Annotated in this window: 22 protein-coding genes, 1 tRNA gene and 1 riboswitch; of the genes, 12 read left to right on the top strand and 11 right to left on the bottom strand. The window is 68.9% G+C overall.

Annotation, left to right across the window (positions count from 1 at the left end; genetic code table 11):
* Positions 1 to 51 precede the first annotated feature (51 nt).
* From metG to BLV57_RS18305, 5 genes are all read left to right on the top strand, one after another.
* Positions 52 to 1,845 (top strand): methionine--tRNA ligase, encoded by a 1,794-nt coding sequence (metG, locus tag BLV57_RS18325; protein ID WP_176968672.1) that lies wholly within the window; start codon positions 52 to 54, stop codon positions 1,843 to 1,845.
* Entirely contained in the window at positions 1,842 to 2,678 is an 837-nt protein-coding gene (locus BLV57_RS18320) for a TatD family hydrolase (RefSeq protein ID WP_091290108.1), read from the top strand. Before metG ends, BLV57_RS18320 begins: the two co-directional genes overlap by 4 nt.
* Before the next feature lie 282 nt (positions 2,679 to 2,960).
* Positions 2,961 to 4,346, top strand: a complete 1,386-nt coding sequence (locus BLV57_RS18315) for a resuscitation-promoting factor (RefSeq protein WP_245757396.1) — start codon at positions 2,961 to 2,963, stop codon at positions 4,344 to 4,346.
* A 603-nt stretch (positions 4,347 to 4,949) separates the two neighbouring features.
* Entirely contained in the window at positions 4,950 to 5,792 is an 843-nt protein-coding gene (gene rsmA / locus BLV57_RS18310) for a 16S rRNA (adenine(1518)-N(6)/adenine(1519)-N(6))-dimethyltransferase RsmA (RefSeq protein WP_091290106.1), read from the top strand.
* Positions 5,793 to 5,911: 119 nt separating this feature from the next.
* A riboswitch (SAM riboswitch) is annotated at positions 5,912 to 6,001 on the top strand.
* Between the two features lie 192 nt (positions 6,002 to 6,193).
* Positions 6,194 to 7,204: a methionine ABC transporter ATP-binding protein gene (locus tag BLV57_RS18305; protein WP_091290104.1), complete on the top strand. Its 1,011-nt coding sequence runs from the start codon at positions 6,194 to 6,196 to the stop codon at positions 7,202 to 7,204.
* 46 nt (positions 7,205 to 7,250) lie between these two features.
* Here BLV57_RS18305 and BLV57_RS18300 read toward each other — a convergent pair whose 3' ends face one another.
* Entirely contained in the window at positions 7,251 to 8,651 is a 1,401-nt protein-coding gene (locus tag BLV57_RS18300; protein ID WP_091290102.1) for a DHA2 family efflux MFS transporter permease subunit, read from the bottom strand.
* Positions 8,652 to 8,759: 108 nt separating this feature from the next.
* Here BLV57_RS18300 and BLV57_RS18295 point away from each other — a divergent pair, with 108 nt between their 5' ends.
* From BLV57_RS18295 to BLV57_RS18280, 4 genes are read left to right on the top strand one after another with little or no spacing between them, the layout of a single operon-like run.
* Positions 8,760 to 9,335 carry a TetR/AcrR family transcriptional regulator gene (locus BLV57_RS18295; RefSeq protein WP_091290101.1) on the top strand — a complete coding sequence of 192 codons (576 nt, stop codon included), beginning with the start codon at positions 8,760 to 8,762 and terminating at the stop codon, positions 9,333 to 9,335.
* Positions 9,336 to 9,344: 9 nt separating this feature from the next.
* A complete protein-coding gene (locus BLV57_RS18290; RefSeq protein ID WP_091290099.1) occupies positions 9,345 to 10,310 on the top strand; it encodes a 4-(cytidine 5'-diphospho)-2-C-methyl-D-erythritol kinase in 966 nt (321 codons plus the stop codon).
* Positions 10,311 to 10,338: 28 nt separating this feature from the next.
* A complete protein-coding gene (locus BLV57_RS18285; RefSeq protein ID WP_091290097.1) occupies positions 10,339 to 12,111 on the top strand; it encodes an ABC-F family ATP-binding cassette domain-containing protein in 1,773 nt (590 codons plus the stop codon).
* A gap of 18 nt (positions 12,112 to 12,129) precedes the next feature.
* On the top strand, positions 12,130 to 13,818 hold the full coding sequence (locus BLV57_RS18280; protein ID WP_091290095.1) for a fatty acyl-AMP ligase: 1,689 nt from the start codon (positions 12,130 to 12,132) through the stop codon (positions 13,816 to 13,818).
* Between the two features lie 63 nt (positions 13,819 to 13,881).
* Here the strand turns inward: BLV57_RS18280 and BLV57_RS18275 are convergent, their stop codons facing one another.
* The 3 genes from BLV57_RS18275 to BLV57_RS18265 all read right to left on the bottom strand — a co-directional run bounded on the left by BLV57_RS18275 (position 13,882) and on the right by BLV57_RS18265 (position 15,543).
* Positions 13,882 to 14,199, bottom strand: coding sequence for a DivIVA domain-containing protein (locus tag BLV57_RS18275; RefSeq protein ID WP_091290093.1), 318 nt, complete (start codon positions 14,197 to 14,199; stop codon positions 13,882 to 13,884).
* 135 nt (positions 14,200 to 14,334) lie between these two features.
* Entirely contained in the window at positions 14,335 to 14,928 is a 594-nt protein-coding gene (gene pth, locus BLV57_RS18270; protein WP_091290091.1) for an aminoacyl-tRNA hydrolase, read from the bottom strand.
* A 9-nt stretch (positions 14,929 to 14,937) separates the two neighbouring features.
* On the bottom strand, positions 14,938 to 15,543 hold the full coding sequence (locus BLV57_RS18265) for a 50S ribosomal protein L25/general stress protein Ctc (RefSeq protein ID WP_091290089.1): 606 nt from the start codon (positions 15,541 to 15,543) through the stop codon (positions 14,938 to 14,940).
* Positions 15,544 to 15,817: 274 nt separating this feature from the next.
* On the opposite strand from BLV57_RS18265, the gene BLV57_RS18260 reads away from it, so the two are divergent.
* Positions 15,818 to 16,942, top strand: a complete 1,125-nt coding sequence (locus BLV57_RS18260; RefSeq protein WP_091290088.1) for a hypothetical protein — start codon at positions 15,818 to 15,820, stop codon at positions 16,940 to 16,942.
* Here BLV57_RS18260 and BLV57_RS18255 read toward each other — a convergent pair.
* The 5 genes from BLV57_RS18255 to BLV57_RS18235 all read right to left on the bottom strand — a co-directional run bounded on the left by BLV57_RS18255 (position 16,939) and on the right by BLV57_RS18235 (position 22,295).
* Positions 16,939 to 17,811 (bottom strand): TIGR03621 family F420-dependent LLM class oxidoreductase, encoded by an 873-nt coding sequence (locus BLV57_RS18255; protein ID WP_091290086.1) that lies wholly within the window; start codon positions 17,809 to 17,811, stop codon positions 16,939 to 16,941. The two genes, BLV57_RS18260 and BLV57_RS18255, sit on opposite strands and share 4 nt — an antisense overlap.
* 112 nt (positions 17,812 to 17,923) lie before the next feature.
* On the bottom strand, positions 17,924 to 18,904 hold the full coding sequence (locus tag BLV57_RS18250) for a ribose-phosphate diphosphokinase (RefSeq protein ID WP_091290085.1): 981 nt from the start codon (positions 18,902 to 18,904) through the stop codon (positions 17,924 to 17,926).
* Positions 18,901 to 20,364, bottom strand: coding sequence for a bifunctional UDP-N-acetylglucosamine diphosphorylase/glucosamine-1-phosphate N-acetyltransferase GlmU (glmU, locus tag BLV57_RS18245; RefSeq protein ID WP_091290083.1), 1,464 nt, complete (start codon positions 20,362 to 20,364; stop codon positions 18,901 to 18,903). The genes BLV57_RS18250 and glmU overlap by 4 nt, the downstream gene beginning before the upstream one ends.
* 45 nt (positions 20,365 to 20,409) lie before the next feature.
* Positions 20,410 to 22,104, bottom strand: coding sequence for a GGDEF domain-containing protein (locus BLV57_RS18240; RefSeq protein WP_176968671.1), 1,695 nt, complete (start codon positions 22,102 to 22,104; stop codon positions 20,410 to 20,412).
* A 119-nt stretch (positions 22,105 to 22,223) separates the two neighbouring features.
* Positions 22,224 to 22,295 (bottom strand) — tRNA-Gln (locus BLV57_RS18235).
* A 165-nt stretch (positions 22,296 to 22,460) separates the two neighbouring features.
* Here BLV57_RS18235 and BLV57_RS18230 point away from each other — a divergent pair.
* Together BLV57_RS18230 and BLV57_RS18225 are read left to right on the top strand one after the other, a co-directional pair.
* Positions 22,461 to 23,405: an acyl-CoA desaturase gene (locus BLV57_RS18230; RefSeq protein WP_091290080.1), complete on the top strand. Its 945-nt coding sequence runs from the start codon at positions 22,461 to 22,463 to the stop codon at positions 23,403 to 23,405.
* Between the two features lie 103 nt (positions 23,406 to 23,508).
* A complete protein-coding gene (locus BLV57_RS18225) occupies positions 23,509 to 24,102 on the top strand; it encodes a TetR/AcrR family transcriptional regulator (RefSeq protein WP_091290078.1) in 594 nt (197 codons plus the stop codon).
* 278 nt (positions 24,103 to 24,380) lie between these two features.
* Here BLV57_RS18225 and BLV57_RS18220 read toward each other — a convergent pair whose 3' ends face one another.
* Positions 24,381 to 24,716, bottom strand: a complete 336-nt coding sequence (locus BLV57_RS18220) for a hypothetical protein (protein WP_091290077.1) — start codon at positions 24,714 to 24,716, stop codon at positions 24,381 to 24,383.
* 96 nt (positions 24,717 to 24,812) lie between these two features.
* Positions 24,813 to 25,196: an SH3 domain-containing protein gene (locus tag BLV57_RS18215; RefSeq protein WP_091290075.1), complete on the bottom strand. Its 384-nt coding sequence runs from the start codon at positions 25,194 to 25,196 to the stop codon at positions 24,813 to 24,815.
* Between the last annotated feature and the right edge of the window lie 70 nt (positions 25,197 to 25,266).

Raw genomic sequence — 25,266 nt, 5'->3', positions numbered from 1 at the left:
AGGCAGTACCTGACAACAATGCACGAGACAGCATCCGTAGGCTAAATAAGCATGAGTACCTCCGTGTTGACAGCGGTGGCCTGGCCGTACGCCAACGGCCCCCGCCACATCGGCCATGTGTCCGGATTCGGCGTCCCGTCCGACGTCTTCTCCCGTTACCAGCGAATGGCCGGCAACCGGGTCCTCATGGTCTCGGGCACGGATGAGCACGGCACCCCCATCACGGTCCAGGCCGACAAGGAAGGCCTCACCTCCCAGCAGACCGCCGACAAGTACACCCGCCAGATCGGGCAGGACCTGCAGGGTCTCGGCCTCACCTACGACCTGTTCACCCGCACCACCACCGGGAACCACGCCCACGTCGTCCAGGAGATCTTCCTGGCGCTGCACCGCAACGGCTATGTCGTGCCCAGGACCACGACCGGCGCGATCAGCCCGTCGACCGGCCGCACGCTGCCCGACCGCTACATCGAGGGCACCTGCCCGATCTGTGGCTACGACGGCGCGCGCGGCGACCAGTGCGACAACTGCGGCAACCAGCTCGACGCCGCCGAGCTCATCAACCCGAAGTCGCGGATCAACGGCGAGACGCCGAAGTTCGTCGAGACCGAGCACCTGTTCCTCGACTTGCCCGCCTTCGCGCAGACGCTGGGCAAGTGGCTGTCGACCAAGACCGACTGGCGCTCGAACGTCCTCAACTTCACCAAGAACCTGGTCGACGACATGCGGCCGCGGCCGATCACCCGCGACATCGACTGGGGCGTCAAGATCCCGCTCGACGGCTGGCGCGATCAGCCGCTCAAGCGGTTCTACGTCTGGTTCGACGCGGTCATCGGCTACTTCTCGGCCAGCGTCGAGTGGGCGCGCCGCTCCGGAAACCCGGACGCGTGGCAGGAATGGTGGCTCAACCCGGACGCCCAGACCTATTACTTCATGGGCAAGGACAACATCACCTTCCACGCCCAGATCTGGCCCGCGCTGCTCTTCGGGCACAACGGCGAGGGTGACCACGGCGGCGAGCCCGGCCCGTACGGCAAGCTCGCGCTGCCCGGCGAGATCGTGTCGTCGGAGTTCCTGACCATGAGCGGGTCGAAGTTCTCGACCTCACGCGGCACGGTCATCTACGTCAACGACTTCCTGCGCGACTTCGGGCCCGACTCGCTGCGCTACTTCATCTCGGTGGCGGGCCCCGAGACCCAGGACACCGACTTCACCTGGGACGAGTTCGTCCGGCGCACCAACTTCGAGCTGGCCAACGAGTGGGGCAACCTGGTCAACCGGTCCATCTCGATGGCGCACAAGAACGTCGGCGCCATCCCGCGCCCCGACGCGCCCGCCGCCGCCGACGAGGAGCTCAAGGCCCTCTCGCGCAAGGCGTTCGAGATCGCGGGCGGGCACCTGGCGCGCTCGCGGTTCAAGATGGCCGCCGGTGAGGCCATGCGCGTCGTCACGGCCGCGAACCGGTACCTGTCCGACCAGGAGCCATGGAAGCTCAAGGACGACCCCGCGCGGCGTGACAGCGTGCTGCACACCGCGCTGCAGGTCGTCTCGGACGCCAACACGCTCCTGACGCCGTTCCTGCCGCACTCGGCGCAGAAGGTGCACGAGGCGCTGGGCGGCACGGGCGTCTGGGCGTCGCAGCCGGAGCTTCAGGAGGTCGAGGACCTCGACATCCCCGGCCGGATCAACCCGATCCTCACCGGTGACTACGCGAGCGAGCAGGCGCGCTGGGAGTCGGTGCCGATCGAGGTCGGCAGGCCGCTGCAGAAGCCGAGCCCGCTGTTCACCAAGCTCGACCCCGAACTGGGCGAGACGGGCCCCGAGTGGGCCCCGATCGTCAAGTGAGCAAGCCACCTCGCGAGAAGCCACCGGTGCCGGACAGGCTGCCGGCGTCGGTGGTCGACTCGCACACCCACCTCGACGCGTGCGGCGCGGTCACGGCCGACGACGTGCGCGAGATCGTCGACCGTGCCGAGCGCGCCGGGGTGGGCCGGGTGGTGACTGTCGCCGACGACCTCGCTTCGGCCCAGTGGGCCGCCGAGGCGTCCACCTGGGACGAGCGGGTGTTCGCGGCCGTCGCCGTGCATCCCACGCGTACCAAGGCGTTCGGCGAGGCCGAGCGGTCCGAAGTGGAGCGGCTGGCGCGCCTGCCCCGGGTGGTCGCGGTCGGCGAGACCGGCCTCGACTACTACTGGGACTACTCGCCGCACGACGCCCAGCAGGAGGCGTTCCGGTGGCACATCGACCTCGCCAAGCGGGTCGGCAAGCCGCTGATGATCCACGACCGCGACGCCCACGAGGACGTCCTGCGCGTGCTGGAGGAGGAGGGCGCGCCGGACGACGTGGTGTTCCACTGCTTCTCCGGCGACGAGGTGATCGCGCGGCGCTGCGTCGACGCGGGCTACGTCCTGTCCTTCGCGGGGACCGTGACATTCAAAAACGCCCGTTCTTTACGCGAAGCGGCGAGATTGGTCCCTTCGGAGCAATTCCTGGTGGAAACCGACGCGCCATTCCTGACGCCGCATCCGTTCCGCGGGCAGCCCAACGAACCGTATTGCGCGGCCTACACGGTCCGTAACCTCGCCGAGGTCAGGGGCGTCGGAGTGCACGAGATCGCCGAGTCGGCGCGGCGCAACGCCGAGCGGGTGTTCCGACTCCTCAGCGTCACAGGGGGTTGAACGCGTTGCTACATAAGGAATCTTGGTTAACCCACTCGATGGAGTGACACAAGTCACAACACTCCGGGGGGTGTTTGCGCAACCTCCCGACCTTCGTTACTGTCCCGTGATCGTGCCGCTTTGGCCTTGCCGGAGCGCACACCCTTGGTCACGTACAACACGCGTCGGGGCGTGGTGCGGATCGAGGAGCAACGACCTCTTTCGAAAGGGATCGACCCTGTGACTGGCACTTATAGACACGCTGACGCGCGTCTTGAGGACACGTACGCCCACGGCAGTCCGCTGGCGACGCTGGACCGGCCCGCACACGGCGAGCTCGACTTCTCCGACGATCTGGCGATCACTCACCAGGACGTGCTCGCCGCACTCGGCCCCGACGCCGAGGTCCTGATGAACGAGATCGACGTCGACGTCGACGAGCTGATCCGGCTGATCAACGCGGAGACGACCTACCTCCCGCCGATCGTCATCCCCGACGAGGTCTCCGAAGACCGCGTCGCCCGCCAGGAGCAGCCGCTCAAGGTCGACCCGGTGGTCGCGGCCACCAAGACCTGGAAGAAGCGCTTCCTCAAGGGCGCCGTCGTCGCCGTGCTGCTCACCCTGACCGGTGGCGGCGCCGCCGCGCTGGCGATGAACAAGAGCGTCACCGTCGAGGTCGACGGCGTCTCGCAGACCGTCCACACCTACGGCGACACCGTCGGCGAGGTGCTCGAAGACGCCGAGCTGTCCGTCGGCGCGCACGACTCGCTGTCCCCCTCGCCGCAGGCCGAGGTCGGCGACGGCGGCGTCATCCACCTGGAGCGCGGCCGCCAGCTCAACCTGGTCGTCGACGGCGCTCCCGCCAAGCAGAACTGGGTCCGCGCCACCAACCTGGGCGACGCGCTGGGCCAGCTGGGCATGACCGAGCTGCTCAAGCCCGGCACCTGGACCTCCATGGCCTCGAACGGAGCGCTGCCCCTCGAGGGCGCCACCGTCGAGGTCAAGACCCTCAAGAACATCGTCCTCTACGACGGTGGCACCGAGGCGAAGCAGCTCAAGACCAACGCGGTCACCACCAAGGAGCTGCTCGGCGAGCTGAAGCTGGCGCTCGGGCCCGAGGACGAGGCCGAGGGCGGCCTCGACCTCAAGCTGACCGACGGCGCCGAGGTGCACGTCAGCCGCACCGGCGTGACCATGGTCAAGGAGAAGGAGACCATCGCTCCGCCGGAGCAGAAGGTCGACGACCCCGAGCTGGACAAGGGCAAGACCTCGGTCGAGGACCCGGGCCAGGCGGGCGAGAAGATCGTCACCTACAAGGTCACCAAGAAGAACGACAAAGAGGTCGGCCGCGAGCAGGTCTCCGAGGAGATCCTCACCGAGGCCAAGCCGAAGATCATCCACGTCGGCACCAAGAAGCCCCCGATCAGCATCGGCGACGGCTCGGTGTGGGACCAGCTCGCCAAGTGCGAGGCGGGCGGCAACTGGGCGGCCAACACCGGCAACGGCTACTACGGCGGCCTCCAGTTCAACAAGTCGACCTGGGACGCCTACGGCGGCTCCGCGTACGCCTCGCTGCCCAGCCAGGCCTCCCGCGAAGAGCAGATCTCGATCGCCGAGAAGGTCCGCGCCGGTCGTGGCGGCTCGTACTCCGCCTGGCCCGCCTGCTCCCGCAAGCTCGGCCTCGGCTAGGTTTCGGTTTCCAGCGGCGCCCGACGCGATTTTCGCGTCGGGCGCCGCTTTGGTTTTGCTCGGGGTCGTGGCGCGCGGGGGTCGTGAGCGTTTAGGCCGGTTAGAACCGGCCGCGCCACTCACGACCTCGGGTGGCCTTGGCTCGCCGGGCGTCACACGAAAGCCCCGTTCGTCACGCTCAGGGTGACAAGCGGGGCTTTTGTGTGGTGGTGCGCGGGGGTCGTGAGCGTTGCGGGCGGTTCTAACCGCCCGCAACGCTCACGACCCACCCTGACCTGGGGCGGCTTGCGTGCCTGGGCGGTCGGCACGCGTGCCTGAAGGGTCGTCGGGCGGCCGACCCTCGGGGTACGCGAGGCGGCCGTTCGCGCGGGGGTCGTGAGTGTTTACGTCGGTTAGAACCGGCCGCGTCACTCACGACCCCCGCGCTAGCACGGGGCACCGACAACGTTCGGTGGGTGCAGCCTCGCTCGGCTTGGTTGTCCACGGTTGGGCGAGGCTGGGGGCAGGTCGGCTTGGCAAGATCAACTGTCGGTGGGGGCGGGTAGGCTGGTGCAGGGCGGAGCCCCCAGGGCGGGCGGGGGGTGTCCTTACTAAGGTGGGGGCGTGACTGAACTGCTCGGGCCTGCCGAGATCCGTGGGCTGGCCGCTGAGCTGGATGTGCGCCCGACCAAGAAGCTCGGGCAGAACTTCGTCCATGACCCCAACACCGTGCGCCGCATCGTCGAGCTGGCCGGGGTTGGCGCGGACGACGTCGTGCTGGAGGTCGGGCCGGGGCTCGGCTCGCTCACGCTGGGGCTGCTCGCGCCCGGGTGCCGCGTCGTCGCCATCGAGATCGATCCCAAGCTCGCCGCCCGGCTGCCGCGGACCGCGGCCGAGCGGGCGCCGGAGGCCGCGGAGCGGCTGACGGTCATCGGCCAGGACGCGCTGAAGATCAAGGCGGAGGATCTGCCGGCCGAGCCGACCGCGCTCGTCGCGAACCTGCCGTACAACGTCGCCGTGCCCGTCGTGCTCCAGCTGCTGGCCGAGCTGCCGTCGCTGCAGCGGGCGCTCGTAATGGTCCAGACCGAGGTGGCCGACCGGATGGCCGCCCAGCCGGGCAGCCGGATCTACGGGGTGCCGAGCGTCAAGCTCGCGTGGTACGGCCGGGCCAAGAAGGTGGCCGCCGTGCCGCGTGCCGTGTTCTGGCCGGTGCCCAATGTCGACTCGGCGCTCGTTTCCTTCGAACGTGCTCAGCTTGAGTCCACTGTGGATCGGAAAACCCTCTTCGCTGTCGTCGACGCCGCGTTTTCCCAGCGCAGGAAGACTTTGCGGGCCGCGCTCGCGACATGGGCCGGTTCCGCCGAGCGTGCGGGTGAGATTCTCACGAAGGCGGGAGTAGATCCGAAGACGCGCGGTGAGCAACTGGATGTACGTGCGTTCGAGCAGATCGCGCTGGCCGCTTCGTAGCGTGACGGGTCATCCCGGTTCCGCTATCTGGAAATCTCCTCCCGTGCTCTGGACACGTCCAGTCGTGTGATCTGCACCAATGGACTTGCTTTCACACCTTGGGATCGGTTTTACTCAACTTGCCATCCCGAGCGACTGAGAGACCTGGCTCGCTGAAGTCGCAGCAACCACCCCTCCGGGGCAGGTGCTACCGCCAGGACCGATGGAGGAACTGATGTACCGCTCGCGAATGCTCACCAGGCGACGTGTCGTCGATGAGGGTCGCCGTACGGTCTCCGCGTGTCGACGCTCAACCGTCTCTGCCTAAACCCTTTCTGATCTGAAGTCCATTTCGGACGCCTTCTTTGGTGACGGTTCTGCGCGCCTGCTGAACGCTGCGCGCTTCCTTGGGGAGCCCTTTCGTGATCACGCTTGAAAACCTGTCAAAGTCCTTTTCCGCCAACGGAAATCCGGTCGTCGCACTGCGCGACGTCAGCCTCGACATCAACGCCGGCTCGCTGTTCGGCGTCGTCGGCCCCGCCGGTTCCGGCAAGTCCACCCTCGCCCGCGTCGTCGGCCTGCAGGAGCGCCCCGACCGGGGCGTCGTCCGCCTCGACGGCCTCAACACCGGCGCGCTCGACGGCCGCAGGCTCCGCGAGATCCGCCGCCAGGTCGGCGTGCTCGACGCCAAGCCGGAGCTGCACGCCGAGCGCACCATCGCGGGCAACATCGCCTCCCCGCTGGAGCAGCTCGGCCTCGACGGCCCGACGCGCCGCACCCGCGTCGGCAACCTGCTCGACCTGGTCGGGCTCACCCAGCGCGCCACCCAGCGCCCGGCCGAGCTGACCGCCGGTCAGCGCCGCCGCGTCGCCGTGGCCCGCGCGCTCGCCTCCAGCCCGTCGGTGCTGCTCGCCGACGACCCGACCGCGGGCATCCACTCCGAGGAGTCCGGCGCCGTGCTCGCCGTGCTCGACCGCGCGCGTGCCGAGCTCGGGGTCACGGTCGTGCTGACCACGCCGGACGCCGGTGTCGTCCGGCGCGTGTGCGACGACGTCGCCGTCCTCGAGGCCGGCAGCCTGATCGAGCGCGGTTCCGTGCTCGACCTGATCACCAACCCGGCCACCCGCACCGCGCAGTCGCTGCTTCCCGCGATCGAGACCACTCGCGCGCAGGCCGCCAAGTATGAGCGCTCGGTGGACGTCGTGCTGGTCGGCTTCGCGGCCATCGGCGCGCTGCTTCCCGAAGCGGCGACGCGGTTCGACGTCGAGCTCGCCACCATCGGCGGCGGCGTCACCCGGGTCGGCGACACGCCGGTCGCCCGCTTCCGTCTCGGCATCCGGGGCGAGCAGGCCGAGGGCGCGCTCGGCTGGATCGCCGAGCGCGGCGCGCACGTCCACACCGCCCGCACCCCGCAGGCGATCGTTGCGGCTTAAGGGATTCAGCGGGCTTTATCCCGGCGACGGGATAAAGCCCGCTTGATCACTTCCGCGCGAGAGCGCCGACGACACCGGCCACCACGAGCACGATCCCGGCCGCCCAGCCGCTGGCGGTCGCGTAGCCGTGCACGATCGCGGTCGCCGACGTGCCGGCGGTCGCGCTCGCCGCGATCGTGTTCAGCGACGCCGTGCCCAGTGACGCGCCGACCTGCTGCGACGTCGTGATGAACGCCGACGCGACCCCCGCGTCCTTCGGCTCGATCCCTGACGTGGCAACGTTCATCACCACCGGCATCGCCAGCCCGACACCGGCGCCGAGCAGCACCTCGGCGGGCAGGATCAGCCCGAAGTAGGACGCGCCCGGTGTCAGCCAGACGAGCAGGAAGAGTCCGCATGCCAGTAGCGCCAGCCCGGCCGTCCAAAAAGGACGTGGTCCGAACCGGGGCAACAGGCGTCGCGAGATCTGGGACGACACAAGGAAATTCGCGCCGAGCAGCGGCAGGAACGCCAGCCCTGCTGCCAAAGCGCCATAGCCCAGGATCGCCTGCATCTGGTAAGTAAGGAAAAGGAACATCCCGAACATGCCGAACGACGCCACGCCGATCGTCAGGTAGCCAGCAGCGCGCTGCCGATCGGTGACCACGCTGAGCGGCAGCAACGGGTTCGGCAATTTTCCTTGCCGCACAACGAACGCCACCAGTGTGGCGACCGCGATGCCCAGGCAGCTGAGCACCAGAGCGGAACCCCAGCCCCGCGAAGCCGCTTCGGAAAGTCCATAAACGAGCGCGACGATGCCAGCGCTGCCAAGCAAACCGCTGAGCCAGTCGAGCTTCGCCGCCCGGTGGCCGGGGATACGCGGCAGCACGAACCAGCCCGCCACGCCCGCGAGCACCGCGATCGGCAGGTTCACGTACAGGCACCAGCGCCAGTTGAGGTACTGGGTGAGCGCGCCGCCGAGGATCAGCCCGACCGCCGCGCCCGACATGATGATCGCGCTGAAGTAGCCGAACGCCTTCGCCCGCTCCTTCGGATCGGTGAACGTCAGCGTCAGCAGTGAGATCGTCGACGGCGCGAGCAGCGCCGCGAACACGCCCTGCGCCGCGCGGGCCGCGATGAGCATGGCCGAGCTGCCCGCCGCGCCGCCGACCGCGGACGCGAGCGCGAACCCGGTTATCCCGATCAGCAGCGTGTTCTTCCGGCCGAGCCGGTCGGCCAGCCGTCCGCCGAGCAGCAGCAACCCGCCGAACGCGAGCGTGTACGCGCTGATCGTCCACTGCCGCGCGACGTCGGACATGCCGAGGTCGCGCTGGGTGGACGGCAGCGCGATGTTGACGACCGTGGTGTCGATGATGACCAGCAGCTGGGCGAGCGCGAGCGCGCCGAGCGCCCACCATCTGCGGCGATCGGGCGGAGCCTCGGCTGTGGTTTCGAGTGTCGCGGTCATGAGAACCCCCATTACTTGTCGACCGGTAAGTTAACTAGCCGGTCGTAAGGTAAGTCATTGCTAGCCGGGCGTCAAGTAAGCTTGAGAGGAACCTCAGGAAGGACACACATGGCAGGGCGGCGCACCGACACGCGCGACCGGATCCAGGACGTCGCGCTCGAACTCTTCAGCGAGAAGGGCTACGACGGGACGTCGCTGCGCGAGATCGCCGAGCGGCTCGACGTCACCAAGGCCGCGCTCTACTACCACTTCCGCACCAAGGAAGACATCGTGCAGGGCCTGATCGGCGACGCCGCGGAAGGCCTGACGGAGATCGTCGAGCAGGGGCGCGCGCTGGACCCGGCCGAGGCCAAGGTCGAGGTGCTCAAGCGGTTCGCCAAGCTCATCGAGGGCAGGCTGGGCCAGGTGATGCGGTTCATGCAGCAGAACATCCCGGCGCTGAAGGAGATGGGGCTGCAGCACAACCTCGGCGAGAAGATGCAGGCCCTGTTCGAGCTGCTGTGCGCGTCCGAGGAGGACGCCGAGACCCAGCTGCGGGCGCGGCTCGCGTTGGTCGCGCTCGTGATGGGCAACAACCCGCTCTTCGGCGGCGGCGAGTTCGTCCGCCCGGATTTCGAGGTCGCGCTCAAGGTCGCACTGGAGCTCGCTTCTCCTACCGGCGGCGCCCCGAAGGCGGCAACGTAGGCTGGACCGGTGCTCGCAGTCGTACCGCCACCAGTGACCGTCAGGGTGCCTTCGAAGATCAACCTGCACCTGTCCGTCGGCGACGTCCGTGACGACGGTTTCCACGAACTGGTGACCGTGTTCCAGGCACTTTCGCTCACCGACGAGGTCACGGTCGCGGCCACCGACGACCCCGGCGTCGAGGTGTACGGCGAGGGCGAGGGCACCGTGCCGACCGGCGCGAACAACCTGGCCTGGCGCGCCGTGCAGGCGCTCGCCGCGCATGTCGGCAAGTCCGGCGACGACCCGAAGGTCCGTGTCGTGCTGCGCAAGGGCATCCCGGTCGCGGGCGGGATGGCGGGCGGCAGCGCCGACGCCGCCGCCACGCTGGTCGGGCTCGCCGCGCTCTGGAAGCTCGACATCGGCAGGGACGAGCTCGCGACCATCGCGGCGAAGCTGGGCAGCGATGTCCCGTTCGCGCTCTACGGCGGCACCGCGCTCGGCACCGGCCGCGGCGAACGCCTGGTGCCGGTGCTCACCCGCCACACCTTCCACTGGGTCATCGCCTTCGACCAGAAGGGCCTGTCGACGCCTCGCGTCTACGGCGAGATCGACCGGCTGCGCGCCGAGGGCGACCCGCCGCGCATCGGCTCGCACGCGCCGGTCGTGGAAGCGCTGTCCTCCGGCGACCCCCGGCAGCTGGCCCTTCTGCTCGGCAACGATCTCCAAGCCGCCGCCGTCTCGCTGCGGCCGGGACTGCGCCGCACACTGCGCGCCGGCGTCAACGCGGGCGCGTTGTCCGGCATCGTCTCCGGGTCGGGGCCGACCTGTGCCTTCCTGTGCAGTGACGCGCAGTCCGCGCTGGAGGTGGCGGCGGAGCTGTCGGGCGCCGGGGTCTGCCGGACCGTCCGCGTCGCGCACGGCCCGGTGCCCGGTGCCAGGGTGATCGGCGGCGACGACGCGCCGCGCCCCAGCCCGCCCAAAGTGCACGCGTGAGTTCTAACGAAAGGATTGGCTGAAAGCCATGGCCAACCTGGTCAATCTGGAGTCGGTGAGCAAGTCCTACGGGGTGCGCCCGCTGCTCGACGGTGTTTCGCTCGGTGTCGGTGAGAACCAGCGCATCGGCGTCGTCGGGCTCAACGGTGGCGGCAAGACCACCCTGCTGGAGGTCCTGTCCGGGCTCGCCGAGCCGGATTCCGGCCGGGTGAGCCAGATGAACGGCCTGCGCATGGCCGTGGTCACCCAGCGGACCGAGCTTCCCGAGGGCAGCACCATCCGCGACGTCGTGCTGGAGCGCTACGAGGCCGACCACGAGTGGGCGGCCGACGCGCGCGTCCGGTCCATTGTGGACGGACTGGGGATTTCCGCGCTGGGCTTCGAAACCCCGACCAAGAACCTGTCCGGCGGCGAGCGGCGGCGGGTTTCGCTCGCGGCCGCGCTGACCGGTGAGCTCGACCTGATCGTGCTCGACGAGCCGACCAACCACCTGGACGTCGAAGGTGTGCGCTGGCTGGCCGACCATCTGCTGGCGCGCCGCGTCTCCGTCGTCGTCGTGACGCACGACCGGTGGTTCCTCGACACGGTCGCGAGCCTCACCTGGGAGGTTGCGAACGGCCGCGTCGAGCAGTACGAAGGCGGTTACGCGGACTGGGTCTTCGCGCGTGCCGAACGCGCGCGGCTCGCCGCGACGCTGGAAGAGAAGCGGCAGAACCTGGTGCGCAAGGAACTCGCGTGGCTGCAGCGCGGCGCGAAGGCGCGGACGTCGAAGCCCAAGTACCGCATCGACGCCGCCGAGGCGCTGATCGCCGACGTGCCGCCGCCGCGTGACTCCGTCGAGCTGATGGCGTTCGCGAAGCGCAGGCTCGGCAAGACGGTGCTCGAAATCGAGGACGCGACGCTCAAGGCCGGCGACAAACCGTTGCTGGACAACGTGACCTGGCGGCTCGGCCCCGGCGAGCGGGTCGGCCTGGTCGGGGTCAACGGCTCCGGCAAGACCACCCTGCTGAAGCTGCTCGCGGGGGAGACCGAGCCGGTTTCCGGCAAGCGGATCCAGGGCAAGACGGTCGCGCTGGCGCACCTTTCACAGGAGCTCGACGACCTGCCGGGTGATCGCCGCGTGCTGCAGGCGGTCGAGGACATCGCGGGCCGTGTGGTGCTGGGCAAGCAAGAACTCTCGGCGTCGTCTCTGCTTGAGAAGCTCGGATTCCCCGCGGCGCGGCAATGGACGCCTGTCGAGGACCTGTCCGGTGGTGAGCGGCGGCGGCTGCAGCTGTGCCGCCTGCTGATGGGCGAGCCGAACGTGCTGCTGCTCGACGAGCCGACGAACGACCTGGACATCGACACCCTGCAGCAGCTCGAAGACCTGCTCGACTCGTGGCCGGGCAGCCTGGTGGTCGTCTCGCACGACCGGTACCTGGTCGAGCGCGTCTGCGACACGATCGTCGCGTTGTTCGGCGACGGCAAGATCACGCACCTGCCCGGCGGCATCGAGGAGTACCTCACGCGGCGGGCGAAGACCGCCGACGCGCCGAAGCGGATCGAGGGCAGCCCGAAGGCGACCTCGGCGGAGGCCAAACTGACCGCCGCCGAGAAGCGGGCGGCGGGCAAGGAGCTTTCGCGGCTGGAGCGCAAGCTCGACCAGCTGCACGCGAAGGAGACGAAGCTCCACGACGCGCTGCTCGAAGCCGCCACCGACCCCGACAGGCTGATGGCGCTGAACGCCGAGCTGAAGGCCGTCCTAACGGAAAAGGACGAGGTCGAGGCGCGATGGCTGGAAACGTCTGAAGCCGCGGAGTAGTTCGCTACTGTCTGACGCATGAGTCGGTTTGTAGACACGCTTGTCGCCACCGCGGCAGGCCGTGGCCAGCAGCGTGGAATGGTCACCGGGGAGCCCAAGGAACCGGTGCGCCGCACCTGGGCGGAGATCCACGAGCACGCACGCCGGATCGCGGGCGGGCTGGTCAAGAGCGGGCTGAAGCCCAAGAGCGCGGTCGCGGTGCTCGCCGCGGAGCCCGCGCTGATCGCGCCTACCGTGCAGGCCGTGTGGCTGGCAGGCGGCAGTGTCACCATGCTGCACCAGCCGACCCCGCGCACGGACCTGGCCGAGTGGGCCGAGGACACCGTCAAGGTGCTGCGGATGATCGGGTCGGAGACCGTGCTGCTCGGCGCGCCGTTCGACCAGCTCGCCCCGGTGCTCGCGGAGCACGGCATCGGCTACCGGGTCATCGCCGACCTCGACGGCGAGCCGCTCGCCGAGCCGGTGCCGACCTTCGAGGACGGGCTCGCGCTGCTGCAGCTCACCAGCGGGTCGACCGCCGACCCGAAGGCCGTGCAGATCACCTACGGCAACCTGTACTGCAACGTCAAGGCCATGATCGACCGCGCAGAGTTCGACCTCGACACCGACGTGATGGTGTCGTGGCTGCCGACGTTCCACGACATGGGGATGGTCGGGTTCCTGACCGTGCCGATGACCTTCGGCGTCGAGCTGGTCAAGATCACCCCGGTCGAGTTCCTCACCGGGCCGCTGATCTGGCCGCAGCTGATCAGCAAGTACGGCGGCACCGCCACCGCGGCCCCGAACTTCGCCTACGCCATCGTCGGCCGCCGCATGGCGCGCGTCGACTCCGGCGACGCGTACGACCTGTCGTCGCTGCGCATCGCGCTGAACGGCGCCGAGCCGATCGACGAGGCCGCGGTGAAGACATTCGTCGACGCGGCGACCCGGTTCAAGATGTCGCCGGGTGCGGTCTTCCCCGCGTACGGCATGGCCGAGGCGACGCTCGCGGTGTCGTTCGCGCCGCTCATGACCGGCCTGACGCTGGACGTCGTCGAAGCCGACGCGCTCGAAGCCGAGAACCGCGCGGTGCCGATCCCCGAGGGCGACGAGCGCCGCGGTACGGAAGCCGCACGGTCGTTCGCCTTTCTCGGCCGCCCGCTCGACGGGCTCGAGGCGCAGATCGTCAACGACGCCGGTGACGTGCTCGGCGACCGCGAGGTCGGCGAGATCCGGCTGCGCGGCGAGGCCGTGACGCCGGGCTACCTGACGATGGACGGCCCGCTCGCCACCCAGGACGCCGAAGGCTGGCTCAACACCGGCGACCTCGGCTACCTGGTCGACGGCCAGATCATCATCTGCGGCCGCCGCAAGGACGTGATCATCATGGGCGGCCGGAACATCTACCCGACCGACATCGAGCGCGCGGCCATGTCCGTCGAGGGTGTCCGAGCAGGCAACGCGGTCGCGGTCCGGCTCGACGCGGGCAGCCGCCGTGAGCGGTTCGCGGTGGTGCTGGAGTCGAAGCTGGCCGGTGACGCCGACGTCGAGCGGGCTTTGGCGAAGGAGGTCGCGGCCAGGGTGCGCGACGCCGTCGACATGCGGCCGTTCGCCGTGGTCGTGCTGCCGGCGGGCAGCCTGCCCAAGACGCCTTCCGGCAAGGTCAAGCGGGCCGCGACGGCCACCCAGTACGCGGAGAAGATCTCCGCCAACGCGGCCAAGAGCTGAGGGACGGGATAAAGCGGGCTTTATCCCGGGGAAAGCACCCGGGATAAAGCCCGCTTTATCCGCTTAGCTGTCTTGGAGTTGCTGGGCGGGGTTGCGTTCGTCGGCGGCTTGGGTGGGGAGGCGGTGGACGCGGACGCCGGTGCGGCTGATGAGCTCCTCCTCGACCGCGTCGAGGAACTCGTCGACCTCGCGCTCGTCGTAGCCGCGCTTGCCGATGAGGGGCTTCGCGAACATCACGTGGTGCACCTCGGCGGCGGTCAGGTCGTCCTCGCCTGCGAAGGTCTTCGCGATACGCCCGACGAAGGCGTCGACGTCCGCTTTCGCGTAGCCGCGTCTGCCGATGGGCGAATTGCCGAATTCGACTTCGGTGCTGAACGACATGAAAGTCTCTCCAGTTTTTGACGGACGAAATAACTTCCGTAACCGTCTTAACCGTTTTGAGATCTAACGCAAAGGCTTCGCTCGGTCGTTAAACCCATCGTGAGAGCTGGTTAACTCCATCGAGCGAAATGTAGGTTACCCTGCGTGGAAGGTGTTCTGAGCTGCGGAAAGGCCGGACCCGATCAGGGCTTCGACGGCGTCGGCGCAGCGGTCGACCTCGAGCGCGAGCGTCTTGCGCTCGACCGTGGAGAAATCCTTGAGCACGAAATCGGCGGGGTCCTGGCGGCCGGGCGGGCGGCCGACGCCGAACCGCACCCGGTAATAGTCCTTGGTGCCCAGCGACTTGGTGATCGACCGGAGCCCGTTGTGCCCGTTGTCGCCGCCGCCGAGCTTCATCTTCAGCGCGCCGAACTCCAGGTCCAGCTCGTCGTGCACCACGACGACGCCGGACGGGGCGATCTTGTAGAAGCGGGCGGCGCCGACCACGGGCCCACCCGAGAGGTTCATGAAGGACCGCGGCTTCGCGAGCACCACGCGACGACCGGCCAGCCTGCCTTCGAGCAGCTCAGCGCCGCTCTTGTGGCCCTTGAACTTGCCGCCGACCCTGGCGGCCAGCTCGTCGAGGACCATGAAACCGACGTTGTGCCGGTTGCCCGCGTACTGGGGTCCTGGATTGCCAAGGCCGGCGAGCAGAACCTGCTCGCCGGCCCCCGGCAGTTCTTCAGTCACGAAAAGGAGTTACTCGGCGGCGGGCTCTTCGGCGGCGGGCTCGTCGCCCTCGCCACCCTCGAGCGAAGCCTCGGTCGGCGCCTCGTTGACGGCGACGATCAGGTGCTCGCCGTCGGTCACCAGCGTCGCGCCCGCGGGCAGCGTCACCTGGGAGGCGAGGATCTGGGTGCCTGCCTCGGCGCCCTCGATCGAGACCTCGATCTGCTCCGGGATGTGCAGCGCCTCGACCTCGACGGTGATGGTGTCGACGTCCTGGTTGACCAGGGTGGAGGCGGCCGGGGTGCCGGTCACGACGACCGGGACGTCCACGGAGATCTTCTCGCCGCGCTTGACGACCAGCAGGTCGACGTGCTCGATGTAGTTGCGCAGCGGGTGGATCACGACGGTCTTGGTCAGCGCCAGCTCGGTCGAGTTCTCGACCTCGAGGGTGATGACGGCGTTCTGGCCGTGCTCACGGACGACGCGGGCGAACTCCAGGCCCGGCAGCGACAGGTGGCGCGGGTCCGAGCCGTGGCCGTAGAGGACTGCGGGGATTTTGCCAGCGCGGCGGGTACGGCGCGCGGCGCCCTTACCGAATTCGGTGCGCGGCTCGACGGTCAGACGTACCTCGGACACGGTGGTGCACTCCTTCAACTAAGAACTGGTTCTCGGGTGCCGGCGGCGAGTACGTGGACGCATGGCCTTACTCAAGCCGCCGCGTCGATCACGTCGGGCACACTGGTGAGCCCGCCTCGCCGAGACAATCCCCGAAAGTGTAGACCAGCCACATCCCGTCCGGTTGCGGCGGGGTTCCGAAATCGGTATGGGGTCTGGCTGTCGGCGGAATTGCGCTAGCGGCAGACTGGTCCCTGCGGTGAGGTGGGACTCCTAGATGACGGGGTGTGGACGTATGCGGGCCAGGGTGGCGTTGGTGACGGCGATGGCGGGCTTGCTGCTCGCGGGCTGCCAGGTTTCGGTGACCGGGTCCGCCGGTGTCTCCGCCGCCGACCAGCAGAAGGCGGACCGGCGCGCCGAGCAGCGCGACGCCGTCGAAACCGCGTTGAAGACCTTCGCCGACCAGCCCATCGCCGTCTACCACGGCACCGCGAAGGACTCGGCCGGCGCGCCCGTCGACCTCACGTTGCGTGTCACCAAGGCGGGCACCTCGCTCGGCACGCTGCTGCTCGACAACCAGGGCGCGCAGCTGGTGATCGCCGACGGCAAGCTCTACCTCTCGGCGGGCGCGGGGTATTGGAAGTCCCGCGGCATCAAGCAGGAACTCGGCGACCTCTACGCGAAGGGCTGGGCCAAGGCGGAGGCCTCCGAGCTGCCGGTGAACCCGGCGACGCTGCTGGTGCCGGCCAAGGCGGCCGAGAAGATCCGCGCCACCTTGTCCACTGTGGACCAGCTGGCCGAGCCGGTGCGCACCAAGCTGCCCGACGGCACCGAGGTGTTCGACATCAAGACGCCGACCGGCTCGCTGCAGGTGAGCACGGCCAAGCCCAACCGGCTGGTCAGCGTGGCCGCGGCGGCGATCGACCCGGCCGCCGCCGGAGCGCTCGGCACGCAGCTGACCATCGACCCGGCCGCGCCCGACGTCGCCAAGAAGTTCCACGACGACCTCAACGCGAAGCTCGACGCCTTCGGCCAGCCCGCCGACTCCGTCGCGCAGGCGAGCGCGGCCATCGCGGACCACAAGTTCGACTGCAACAGCGGCAACGCCTCCTGCACCACGACGGTCACCGTGGCGAACGTGCTCGTCGGCGGCGACTCCTCGGGCTCGCAGGTGCACCTGGTGCTGACCGTGCAGGTCACCGCGGAGGGCCTCGCCGGGCAGAACTGCAGCGCCGAGGCCACCGCGGCGCCGAACACCTCCAGCACGATGGCGTGCACGGTCAAGTTCAACCTGCCCAACCGCACCGCGAACTACAAGGTCCTGTCGCAGCCGTCGGCCACCGCCGACGTCCGGGCGGCGATCGACTTCCCGGCGCTCAAGGGCAAGCTGGACACCGAGTTCAAGGCGATCGGCGGCTAAGTACCGGCGAGCGCCCGCACGACCGGTGCGAACTTCTCCATTTCCGGCTCGAACACGCTGATGTACGAGAAGCCGTAGCGCTCACGCCGGGCGACCAGTTGCGCGGTGATCTCCTCGACGGTCCCGAACAGCAGCTGCGGAGCGTCGAGCAGCCGGTCGGTGTCGAGGATGTCCCGCGGGATCGAGTCCTGCCACGCTTCGACGGCCGCACGCCGGTCTTCGGTGATCTCGACCTTCTGGATCAGCATGTTGTACTCGACCTCGCGATCACCCGCGCGCGAGCGGAAGAACGCGACGCGCTCGTCGACGGCCTCGGCGTCGTCGAGCTGGAAGGTGCCCGGTGACTGGCCGGGCGCCTGGCGCAGGCCGGCGAAACCGACGATGTCCGCGTGCTTGGCGGCCAGTTCCAGCACGCCGTCGCTGTTGCCCGCGAGCAGCAGCGGCGGGGGCGTGGTGCCGTCCTCGACCAGGCGGCGGTTCAGCTCGGTGATCGTCTTGTCGAGGATCGCGATCCGCATCGACGCGCGCTGCCATGGCAGGCCCGCTTCGACGAACTCGGACTTCATGTGGCCTGCGCCGAGGCCGAGATCGAACCGGTCGCCGGTGAGCTGGATGGTGGTGGCGACGTCGCGGGCGAGCAGCGCGGCGTTGTAGAACGGCACGTTCATCACGAGCGGGCCGACTCGGAGGTGCTCGGTGACGGCCGCCGCCACCGCGAGCGCGGGCAGCGGCGCCGGGCAGCGCTCGCCGAGATGATCGGGCACGGTGATGGCCCGGTAGCCGAGCTCTTCGGCCCGGCGGCACTTCGTGATCCACTGGGCGCTGCCTTCGACCGCGCGAAGGCTCACCCCGAACTTGAAGTTCCCCATGGACCGACGCTAGCGCTCTCGGCCGAGGAATCATCCGCCGTTTCGCCCAGGGCGGAGACGCAAAACGCCCCAAAGCCACTTACGGGACCGCAAGTGGCTTCGGGGCGTTGGCTCAGGCGGCGCCGTCGAAGAGGCTCGTGACCGAGCCGTCCTCGAAGACCTCCTGGATCGCGCGCGCCAGCAGCGGGGCGATCGACAGCACCGTCAGGCCGGGGAAGCGCTTCTCCGGCGGGATCGGCAGCGTGTTGGTGACGATGACCTCGCGCGCCTTGCAGTTCGACAGGCGCTCGGTCGCCGGGTCCGACAGGATGCCGTGCGTCGACGCGATGACGACGTCGGCCGCGCCCTCGTCGAGCAGCGCCTCGGTGGCCTTCACGATCGTGCCGCCGGTGTCGATCATGTCGTCGATCAGGACGCAGAGCCTGCCGCGCACCCGGCCGACCACGCGGTTCGCGACGGCCTGGTTCGGCTTGTCGGGGTCACGGGTCTTGTGGATGAACGCGATCGGCTTGTCGCCGAGCTGCTGCGCCCACTTCTCCGCCAGCCGGACCCGGCCCGAGTCGGGCGAGACCACGGTGATGTCGGCGTTGTCGTAGGTCTTCTTGATGTGCTCGGCCAGCACGTTCTGCGCGAGCAGGTGGTCGACCGGGCCGTCGAAGAAGCCCATGATCTGCGCGGTGTGCAGGTCGACCGTCATGATCCGGTCCGCGCCGGCGGTCTTGAACAGGTCCGCGATCAGCCGGGCCGAGATCGGCTCGCGGCCCTTGTGCTTCTTGTCCTGGCGGCCGTACGGGTAGAACGGCATGACCACGGTGATCCGCTTGGCACTCGCGCGCTTGAGCGCGTCGACCATGATCAGCTGCTCCATCACCCACTCGTTGATGGGCGTGGTGTGGCTCTGGATGACGAAGGCGTCGGTACCGCGGACGGACTCCTCGAACCGGACGAAGATCTCACCGTTGGCGAAATCGTGCGCGGTCTGCGGGGTGATCGTCACGTTGAGGTGCTTGGCGACCTCTTCCGCGAGTTCCCGGTGGGCGCGGCCGGAGAAGAGCATGAGGTTCTTCTTCGGCGTACCGGACTTCGGACTCATTCTTTCGACTCCCCGTCGGTGTTCTCTTCATCGAGTGCGGCGGACGCTGCTTCCGCCGCCGGCGTGCCCGGCCTGCGCCGGACGACCCAGCCTTCGAGGTTGCGCTGTGGCCCGGTGGACACGGCCAGCGCGCCCGGCGGCACATCGCGCCGGATGACCGTGCCCGCCCCACTGTAAGCGCCATCGCCGATGGTCACCGGGGCGACGTACATGTTGTCCGACCCCATGCGCACGTGTGAGCCGATGGTGGTGTGGTGCTTGTTCACGCCGTCGTAGTTCACGAAGACGCTAGCCGCGCCGATGTTGGAGTGGTCCCCGATTGTGGCGTCGCCGACGTACGTGAGATGCGGCACCTTCGAGCCTTCGCCGATCTTCGCGTTCTTCGTCTCGACGAAAGTGCCGATCTTGCCCTTGTTCCCCAGGTCGGTGCCGGGGCGCAGGAACGCGAACGGGCCGACGGAGACACCGTCGCCGAGCACCGCGTCCGAGCCGTGCGTGCGCACGACCGACGCGCGGGCGCCGACGGTCACGTTCTCGAGCGTCGTGTCCGGGCCGATCTTCGCGCCCTCGCCGACCGAGGTGGAGCCCTTCAGCTGCACGCCGGGCTCGATCACGACATCACGCGACAGGGTGACCCCCGCGTCGATCCAGGTGGACGCCGGGTCGGTGACCGTGACGCCCGACTTCTGCCAGTCGCGCACGATCCGCCGGTTCAGCTCGGCGCCGAGCACCGAGAGCTGCACGCGGTCGTTGACGCCCTCGGTCAGCCACGGGTCGTCGACCACCAGCGCGCCGACGTGCTTACCGTCGCCGCGCGCGATGCCCAGCACGTCGGTCAGGTACAGCTCGCCCTGCGCGTTGTCGGTCGAGAGCCGCGAGAGGCCGTCGAGCAGGACCGCCGCGTCGAACGCGTACACACCGGAGTTGATCTCCTGGATCGCGCGCTGCTCTTCGGTGGCGTCCTTCTGCTCGACGATCGCCGCGACGGCGCCGGAGCCGTCGCGCACGATGCGGCCGTAGCCGGTCGGGTCGGCGACGGTCGCGGTCAGGACGGTGACCGCGTTGCCCGCCTCGGTGTGCGACTTCAGCAGCGCGGCGAGGGTGGCGGTGTCGAGCAGCGGCACGTCGCCGTAGCTGACCAGCACCGTGCCGGTGAGCGCGGGCGGGAGCTTCTCCAGCGCGCAGCCGACGGCGTGGCCGGTGCCCTTCTGCTCTTCCTGCACCGCGGTGGTCACCGTGCGGCCGAGTGCCGCGCCGACGGTCTCCAGGTGCGCGCCCACGGCGTCACGGCCGTGGCCGACGACGACCACGAGGTGCTCGGGGTCGAGCGCGGCGGCCGCGCGGACCGCGTGCTCGACGAGCGGGCGCCCGGCGATCGGGTGCAGCACCTTCGGGGTGGACGAACGCATGCGGGTGCCCTCACCCGCGGCGAGGATCAACGTGCTCAGCGGGCCGGTCACAGCTCTCCCAACAAGGAAACGGGGGGTTCCTACCGGGAGTTCATCCTACGTGGGGGGCTCGAAGCCCCATGAAGGGTCATCCAGTCCGCTGCCGGTCGGCTTGCTGACCGCCGCATCGACGGCCATCGAGTTGGCCGACGCGACCTGGTTGCCGCCGCCGCGTTTCGCCTCGTACATCGCCGCGTCCGCACGGGAGAGGACCTGCTCGGCCCGCTCCTGCGGCCGCAGCGACACGAGGCCGACCGACAGCGTGACGCCGTGGCTCAGGCTGTGCGGCAGCGCCGCGACCTTCGACACCGCGCGGCCGAGCGCCTGCTTCGCGGCCGACACCGGCGCGCCGGGCAGCAGCGCGATGAACTCGTCGCCGCCGTAGCGGGCGACGATGTCGTCACCCCGCAGCGCGTCACGCAGTGTGCTCGCGACGATGCGGAGCACGTCGTCGCCCGCCGCGTGCGACTGCTTGTCGTTGACGCCCTTGAAGCCGTCGAGGTCGACCAGCGCGACCGCGAGCGGCTGGGCGTCGGCGGACGCGGCCAGCGTGCGGAGCCGCTCGTCGAGCGCGCGGCGGTTGGGCAGGCCGGTGAGCGGGTCCTGCAGCGCCTGCTGGGTGATCGCGCCGTGCTCGGCGGAGAGCCGCTCGTGCTCGCGGCGCGCGTTGAGCGTGGCGATCTGCGACTCGCGCAGCGACCACATCTCGGTCTCCAGCGTGGTCGCGTAGTCGATCAGCGACTGGGTGATCCCGGTTTCGACGTCCGGCACGTTGTCCAGCCTGGCCAGCTCGCGGGCGAGGTTCAGCCGCATCGACGGCGACGAGATCGTCTCGGCGAGCTTCGAGCGGGTGCTGCGCAGCAGGTCGAGCGCGTCCGCGCGGCGGCCGACCTTGTCGTAGCAGCGGGCCAGCGCGATCACGACGATCTCGTGCTCGTGCGGGAAGAAGCGTTCGGTGTTGAGCTTTTCGAGCCGCTCGATGTGCACGCCGTCCGGGGTGGCGAGCGCGAGCGCGGCCGCGAGCACGCCGACCTGGTCGACCGCGGAGACGCCGGTCAGCCGGGGGAACAGCGACTCGGTGAACGGGCCCTCGGCGGCCAGCGCCATCGAGGCGGCGACCCGGAACTTCTCGGCGGCCTCGTCGTAGGACTCGACGCGTTCGAGCCGCAGGCCCCAGCCGAGCAGCATCTTGACGCGGTTCATCAGCTGCAGGGTGATCTCGTGCGGGCTGGCGGTGTCGCGGATCGACTGGTGCGCGCGGCCGATGACCTCCTCGGCGGCTTCGTACACGCCGAGCTGGTTGAGCACGATGAAGCAGTCGATGAGCGCGCCGGACTGCATCCGCGCCCATTCCCGCCTGCCGAACTGCATGTCGGGGGTCTCGGAGTCGTCCAGGATGGCGAGCGCCCTGGCGATCTCGGTGAGCGAGGCGTCCTCCTGCTCGGCGAGCATGAGGCGGCGCCCGCGCAGCGCGTGCGCGTCGGCGCGCAGCAGCGCGAAGCCGTGGCGGCGGGTGTGCGCGAGCATCTCGTCGAGGCGTGGCTCGGCCTCTTCGGCCAGCCCGCGGGTGACCAGCCTGGCGGCCGCCGAAGCGCGCAGCAGATGGGCGACGAGCAGCGGTTCACCGCGGCGCTGGGTCTCGCTGAGCATCTCGTCGAGATGCGACACGATCTCCAGCTGTTCGGTGTGCTCGACGCGTTGCACGGCCGCGAGCAGCTCGCGCGCGCGGCCTAGCAGCCAGGCGTCGGACATGTCCGCGAGAGTCTGACGTCTGGCAGCGTTCCTGGGCTCGATCGCCTCTTCGTGCAGCGGCACACACCCCCATGGGTCGTCGCTTACCGGATTCTGCTTGCCGGGTGATGCTGAGCTTGCTCCGCCGCCAGGATTCGAACCTGAACTGTCAGAACCAAAATCTGAAGTGCTGCCGATTACACTACGGCGGATCGATCCTGGTCAGGATATCCAGACCTGACACCGTCGCCGTCAGGCGGGGTGTTCGGCTCTCCCCAAGCGGCGAAACCTCCGGTACCGTAACTTACGGAATCGTAGGTAAGGTCGTCCTATCTAGGGCTCCTACCTGCAGTTAGAGCAATCAGGAGCGAAGTTATATGACGGCCACCCTTGACCGTTCCACCTCCACCGGACCGAAACCCGTCATCAGCGGGCAGCGGGGCTTCGGTGTCCAGGCCACTGTCTACTTCGGGGTCATCGCCCCGCTGCTGGCGCTGCTCGCGGCCGTGCCCTTCGCCTGGGGCTGGGGCCTGACCTGGGTGGATGTCGCCATCTTCGTCGTCTTCTACTGCATCAGCGGGCTGGGTATCACGGTTTCGTACCACCGCTACTTCACGCACGGCTCCTTCAAGGCCAAGCCGTGGCTGCGCGTGCTGCTGGCGATCGCGGGCAGCATGGCGCTGCAGGGCCCGGTCATCACCTGGGTCGCCGACCACCGCCGTCACCACGCGTTCTCCGACCGCGACGGCGACCCGCACTCCCCGTGGGCGTACGGCACCTCGCCGGTCGCGATCGCCAAGGGTTTCTGGCACGCGCACATGGGCTGGCTGTTCGACCGCGACCAGAGCAACGCCGAGCGCTTCGCGCCTGACCTCGTCAAGGACAAGGCCATCCAGAAGGTCGACGACCTGTTCTGGCTGTGGAGCCTGCTCACGCTGACGCTGCCCGGCATCATCGGCGGCCTGGTCACCTGGTCGGTCTGGGGCGGCGTGACCGCGTTCTTCTGGGCCGGGCTGGTGCGGATCTGCGTGCTGCACCACGTGACCTGGTCGGTCAACTCGATCTGCCACATGATCGGCGAGCGCCCGTTCGCCGCGCGCGACAAGTCCGCGAACTTCTGGCCGCTGGCGATCTTCTCCTTCGGCGAGTCGTGGCACAACCTGCACCACGCCGACCCGACCTCGGCGCGCCACGGCGTCCAGCGCGGCCAGATCGACATCTCCGCGCGGGTGATCTGGATCTTCGAAAAGCTCGGCTGGGCGCACAGTGTCCGCTGGCCGACGCCGCAGCGGCTCGCCAAATTGGCGACTGAGACGAATTGAGTCCGGCCCGCCGACTACTGTGGTGTAAGTGTCAGCCAGGAGGCGGGGGAAACGTGAAACGGTCACCGGAGCACGCCCGGCCGCTCCGGTGACCCGGGTCAGGATGACCGGGTCCGAGCGCCGGCAGCAGTTGCTGAACGTCGCGCGAGCCCTGTTCGCCGAAAAGGGCTTCGACGGCGCGTCGATCGAAGAGATCGCCCATCGGGCCAATGTGTCCAAACCGGTGGTGTACGAGCATTTCGGTGGCAAGGAAGGGATCTACGCGGTCGTCGTCGACCGCGAGACCCAGCTGCTGCTCGACCGCATGGTGTCCACTTTGCACGGTGGCCACCCGAAGGCGATGCTCGAGCAGGCAGCGATCGCGTTGCTCAGTTATGTCGAGGATTCGCACGACGGATTCCGGATCCTGGTCCGCGATTCCCCGGTGGCGAGTTCCACCGGCACGTTTTCGACCGTGCTGAACGACATCGCCAGCCAGGTCGAGCACATTCTCGGCCAGCAGTTCACCGCCCGCGGATATGACGAAAAGCTCGCCGCGCTCTACGCGCAGGCGCTGGTCGGCATGGTCGCGCTGACCGGCCAATGGTGGCTCGACGCGCGCAAACCGAAACGCGACGAGGTCGCCGCGCATCTGGTGAACCTGGCTTGGAACGGGCTGTCGAACCTGGAGCACAAACCCAAGCTCACCCTGAAGTGACTCGTGAGCGTTGCGGGCGGTTCCACCCCGAGGGGGAGGCCGACGGCGCTGGCTTCGCGATCAAACTCGGATTCGGGGACTGTGCCCGTGCGAATGGTAACTCCGCTGCATCTAACGGAGCAGAGGTACCACTCGCGCAAGCCTTGTCAGGCTGGAGCGAGGGGATCCCCCGCTGCGTTCAATGCAGCGGGGGATCCCCTCGCTCACGCTCCCCAGCTCGCGCGGCTGGGCTTTCTGCCTTTTAACCGCCCGCAACGTTCACGATCCCGGCGATACGGTCAGCAGCCGTTCAGTCCGACGACGGTCAACGTCGGCACGACGCCGTGAACCTGGACCCAGGTGCGGGGTGGGTAGGGCCAGCCCGCGTAGACAACCGAGCAATAGTTCGACTTGATCAGGTCGGTGTCCTGCAGCGGGGACCACTGGCCCGGTGGCACGGCGATGTCCCAGCCCATCGGGATCTGGTTGACGATCAGCTCGTGGTGCGTGCCGTTGTAGACCTTGAGGCAGAACAAGCCACCGCAATGGTCCTCGGTTGTCGCCGCGTTCGCGGGCGCGATGGCCATGGCGGACAGGCCCAGGGTCAGCAGTACGGCGGTGATCAAGCGTTTCATGATGTTCCCTCCTCGTTGAACGACTTCCTCGCGGTCACCGTCGGCATCCGAGCTTGCGAGGACCTTGACGCGAGGCGGTGACCTGTGGTTTCGCCGCTACCCGCAGCGCGGGACGTGTCCGTGCGGTCCCACGAGTTCCCAGGCTCCGCCGGGGACGTACCCCCACTGGCCCGTGTCACTGCGGACGCGGTACCAGAGCACGGAACCGTCCACGTCCTGCCCGTACTTCCAGCAGTGCACCGGCCTCGCGAAGTCCGTGAGCCACCAGACGCTGCCGCAGGGATTGGTGGCGAGCTTCGGCTCCGCGCGGACGGTCATGTCCTTGCGGCCTTTGCCGTACGCGTTGGTGGCTCCGCTGGTTCCGCACGGGGCCGTCATGACATCCGCCGCCGAGGCTGTGGCGTTCGCCGGTCCTGGAACCCCCAGCGACAGTGCCGCGAGTGCGGCCGTGCCGAGTGTGATCTTGCGTAGAAGATTCATGGTCTCCCCTTGTGTGGCTGAACTGTCCGGGCTCCACCGTCGGGGCCGCGCCTTGCGAAAACCTTGGTCA

The sequence above is a fragment of the Amycolatopsis xylanica genome, from assembly GCF_900107045.1.
Lineage (GTDB): Bacteria > Actinomycetota > Actinomycetes > Mycobacteriales > Pseudonocardiaceae > Amycolatopsis > Amycolatopsis xylanica.
Note: the sequence above shows the minus strand (reverse complement) of the source record. Positions and strands in the feature narration are given on the sequence as shown.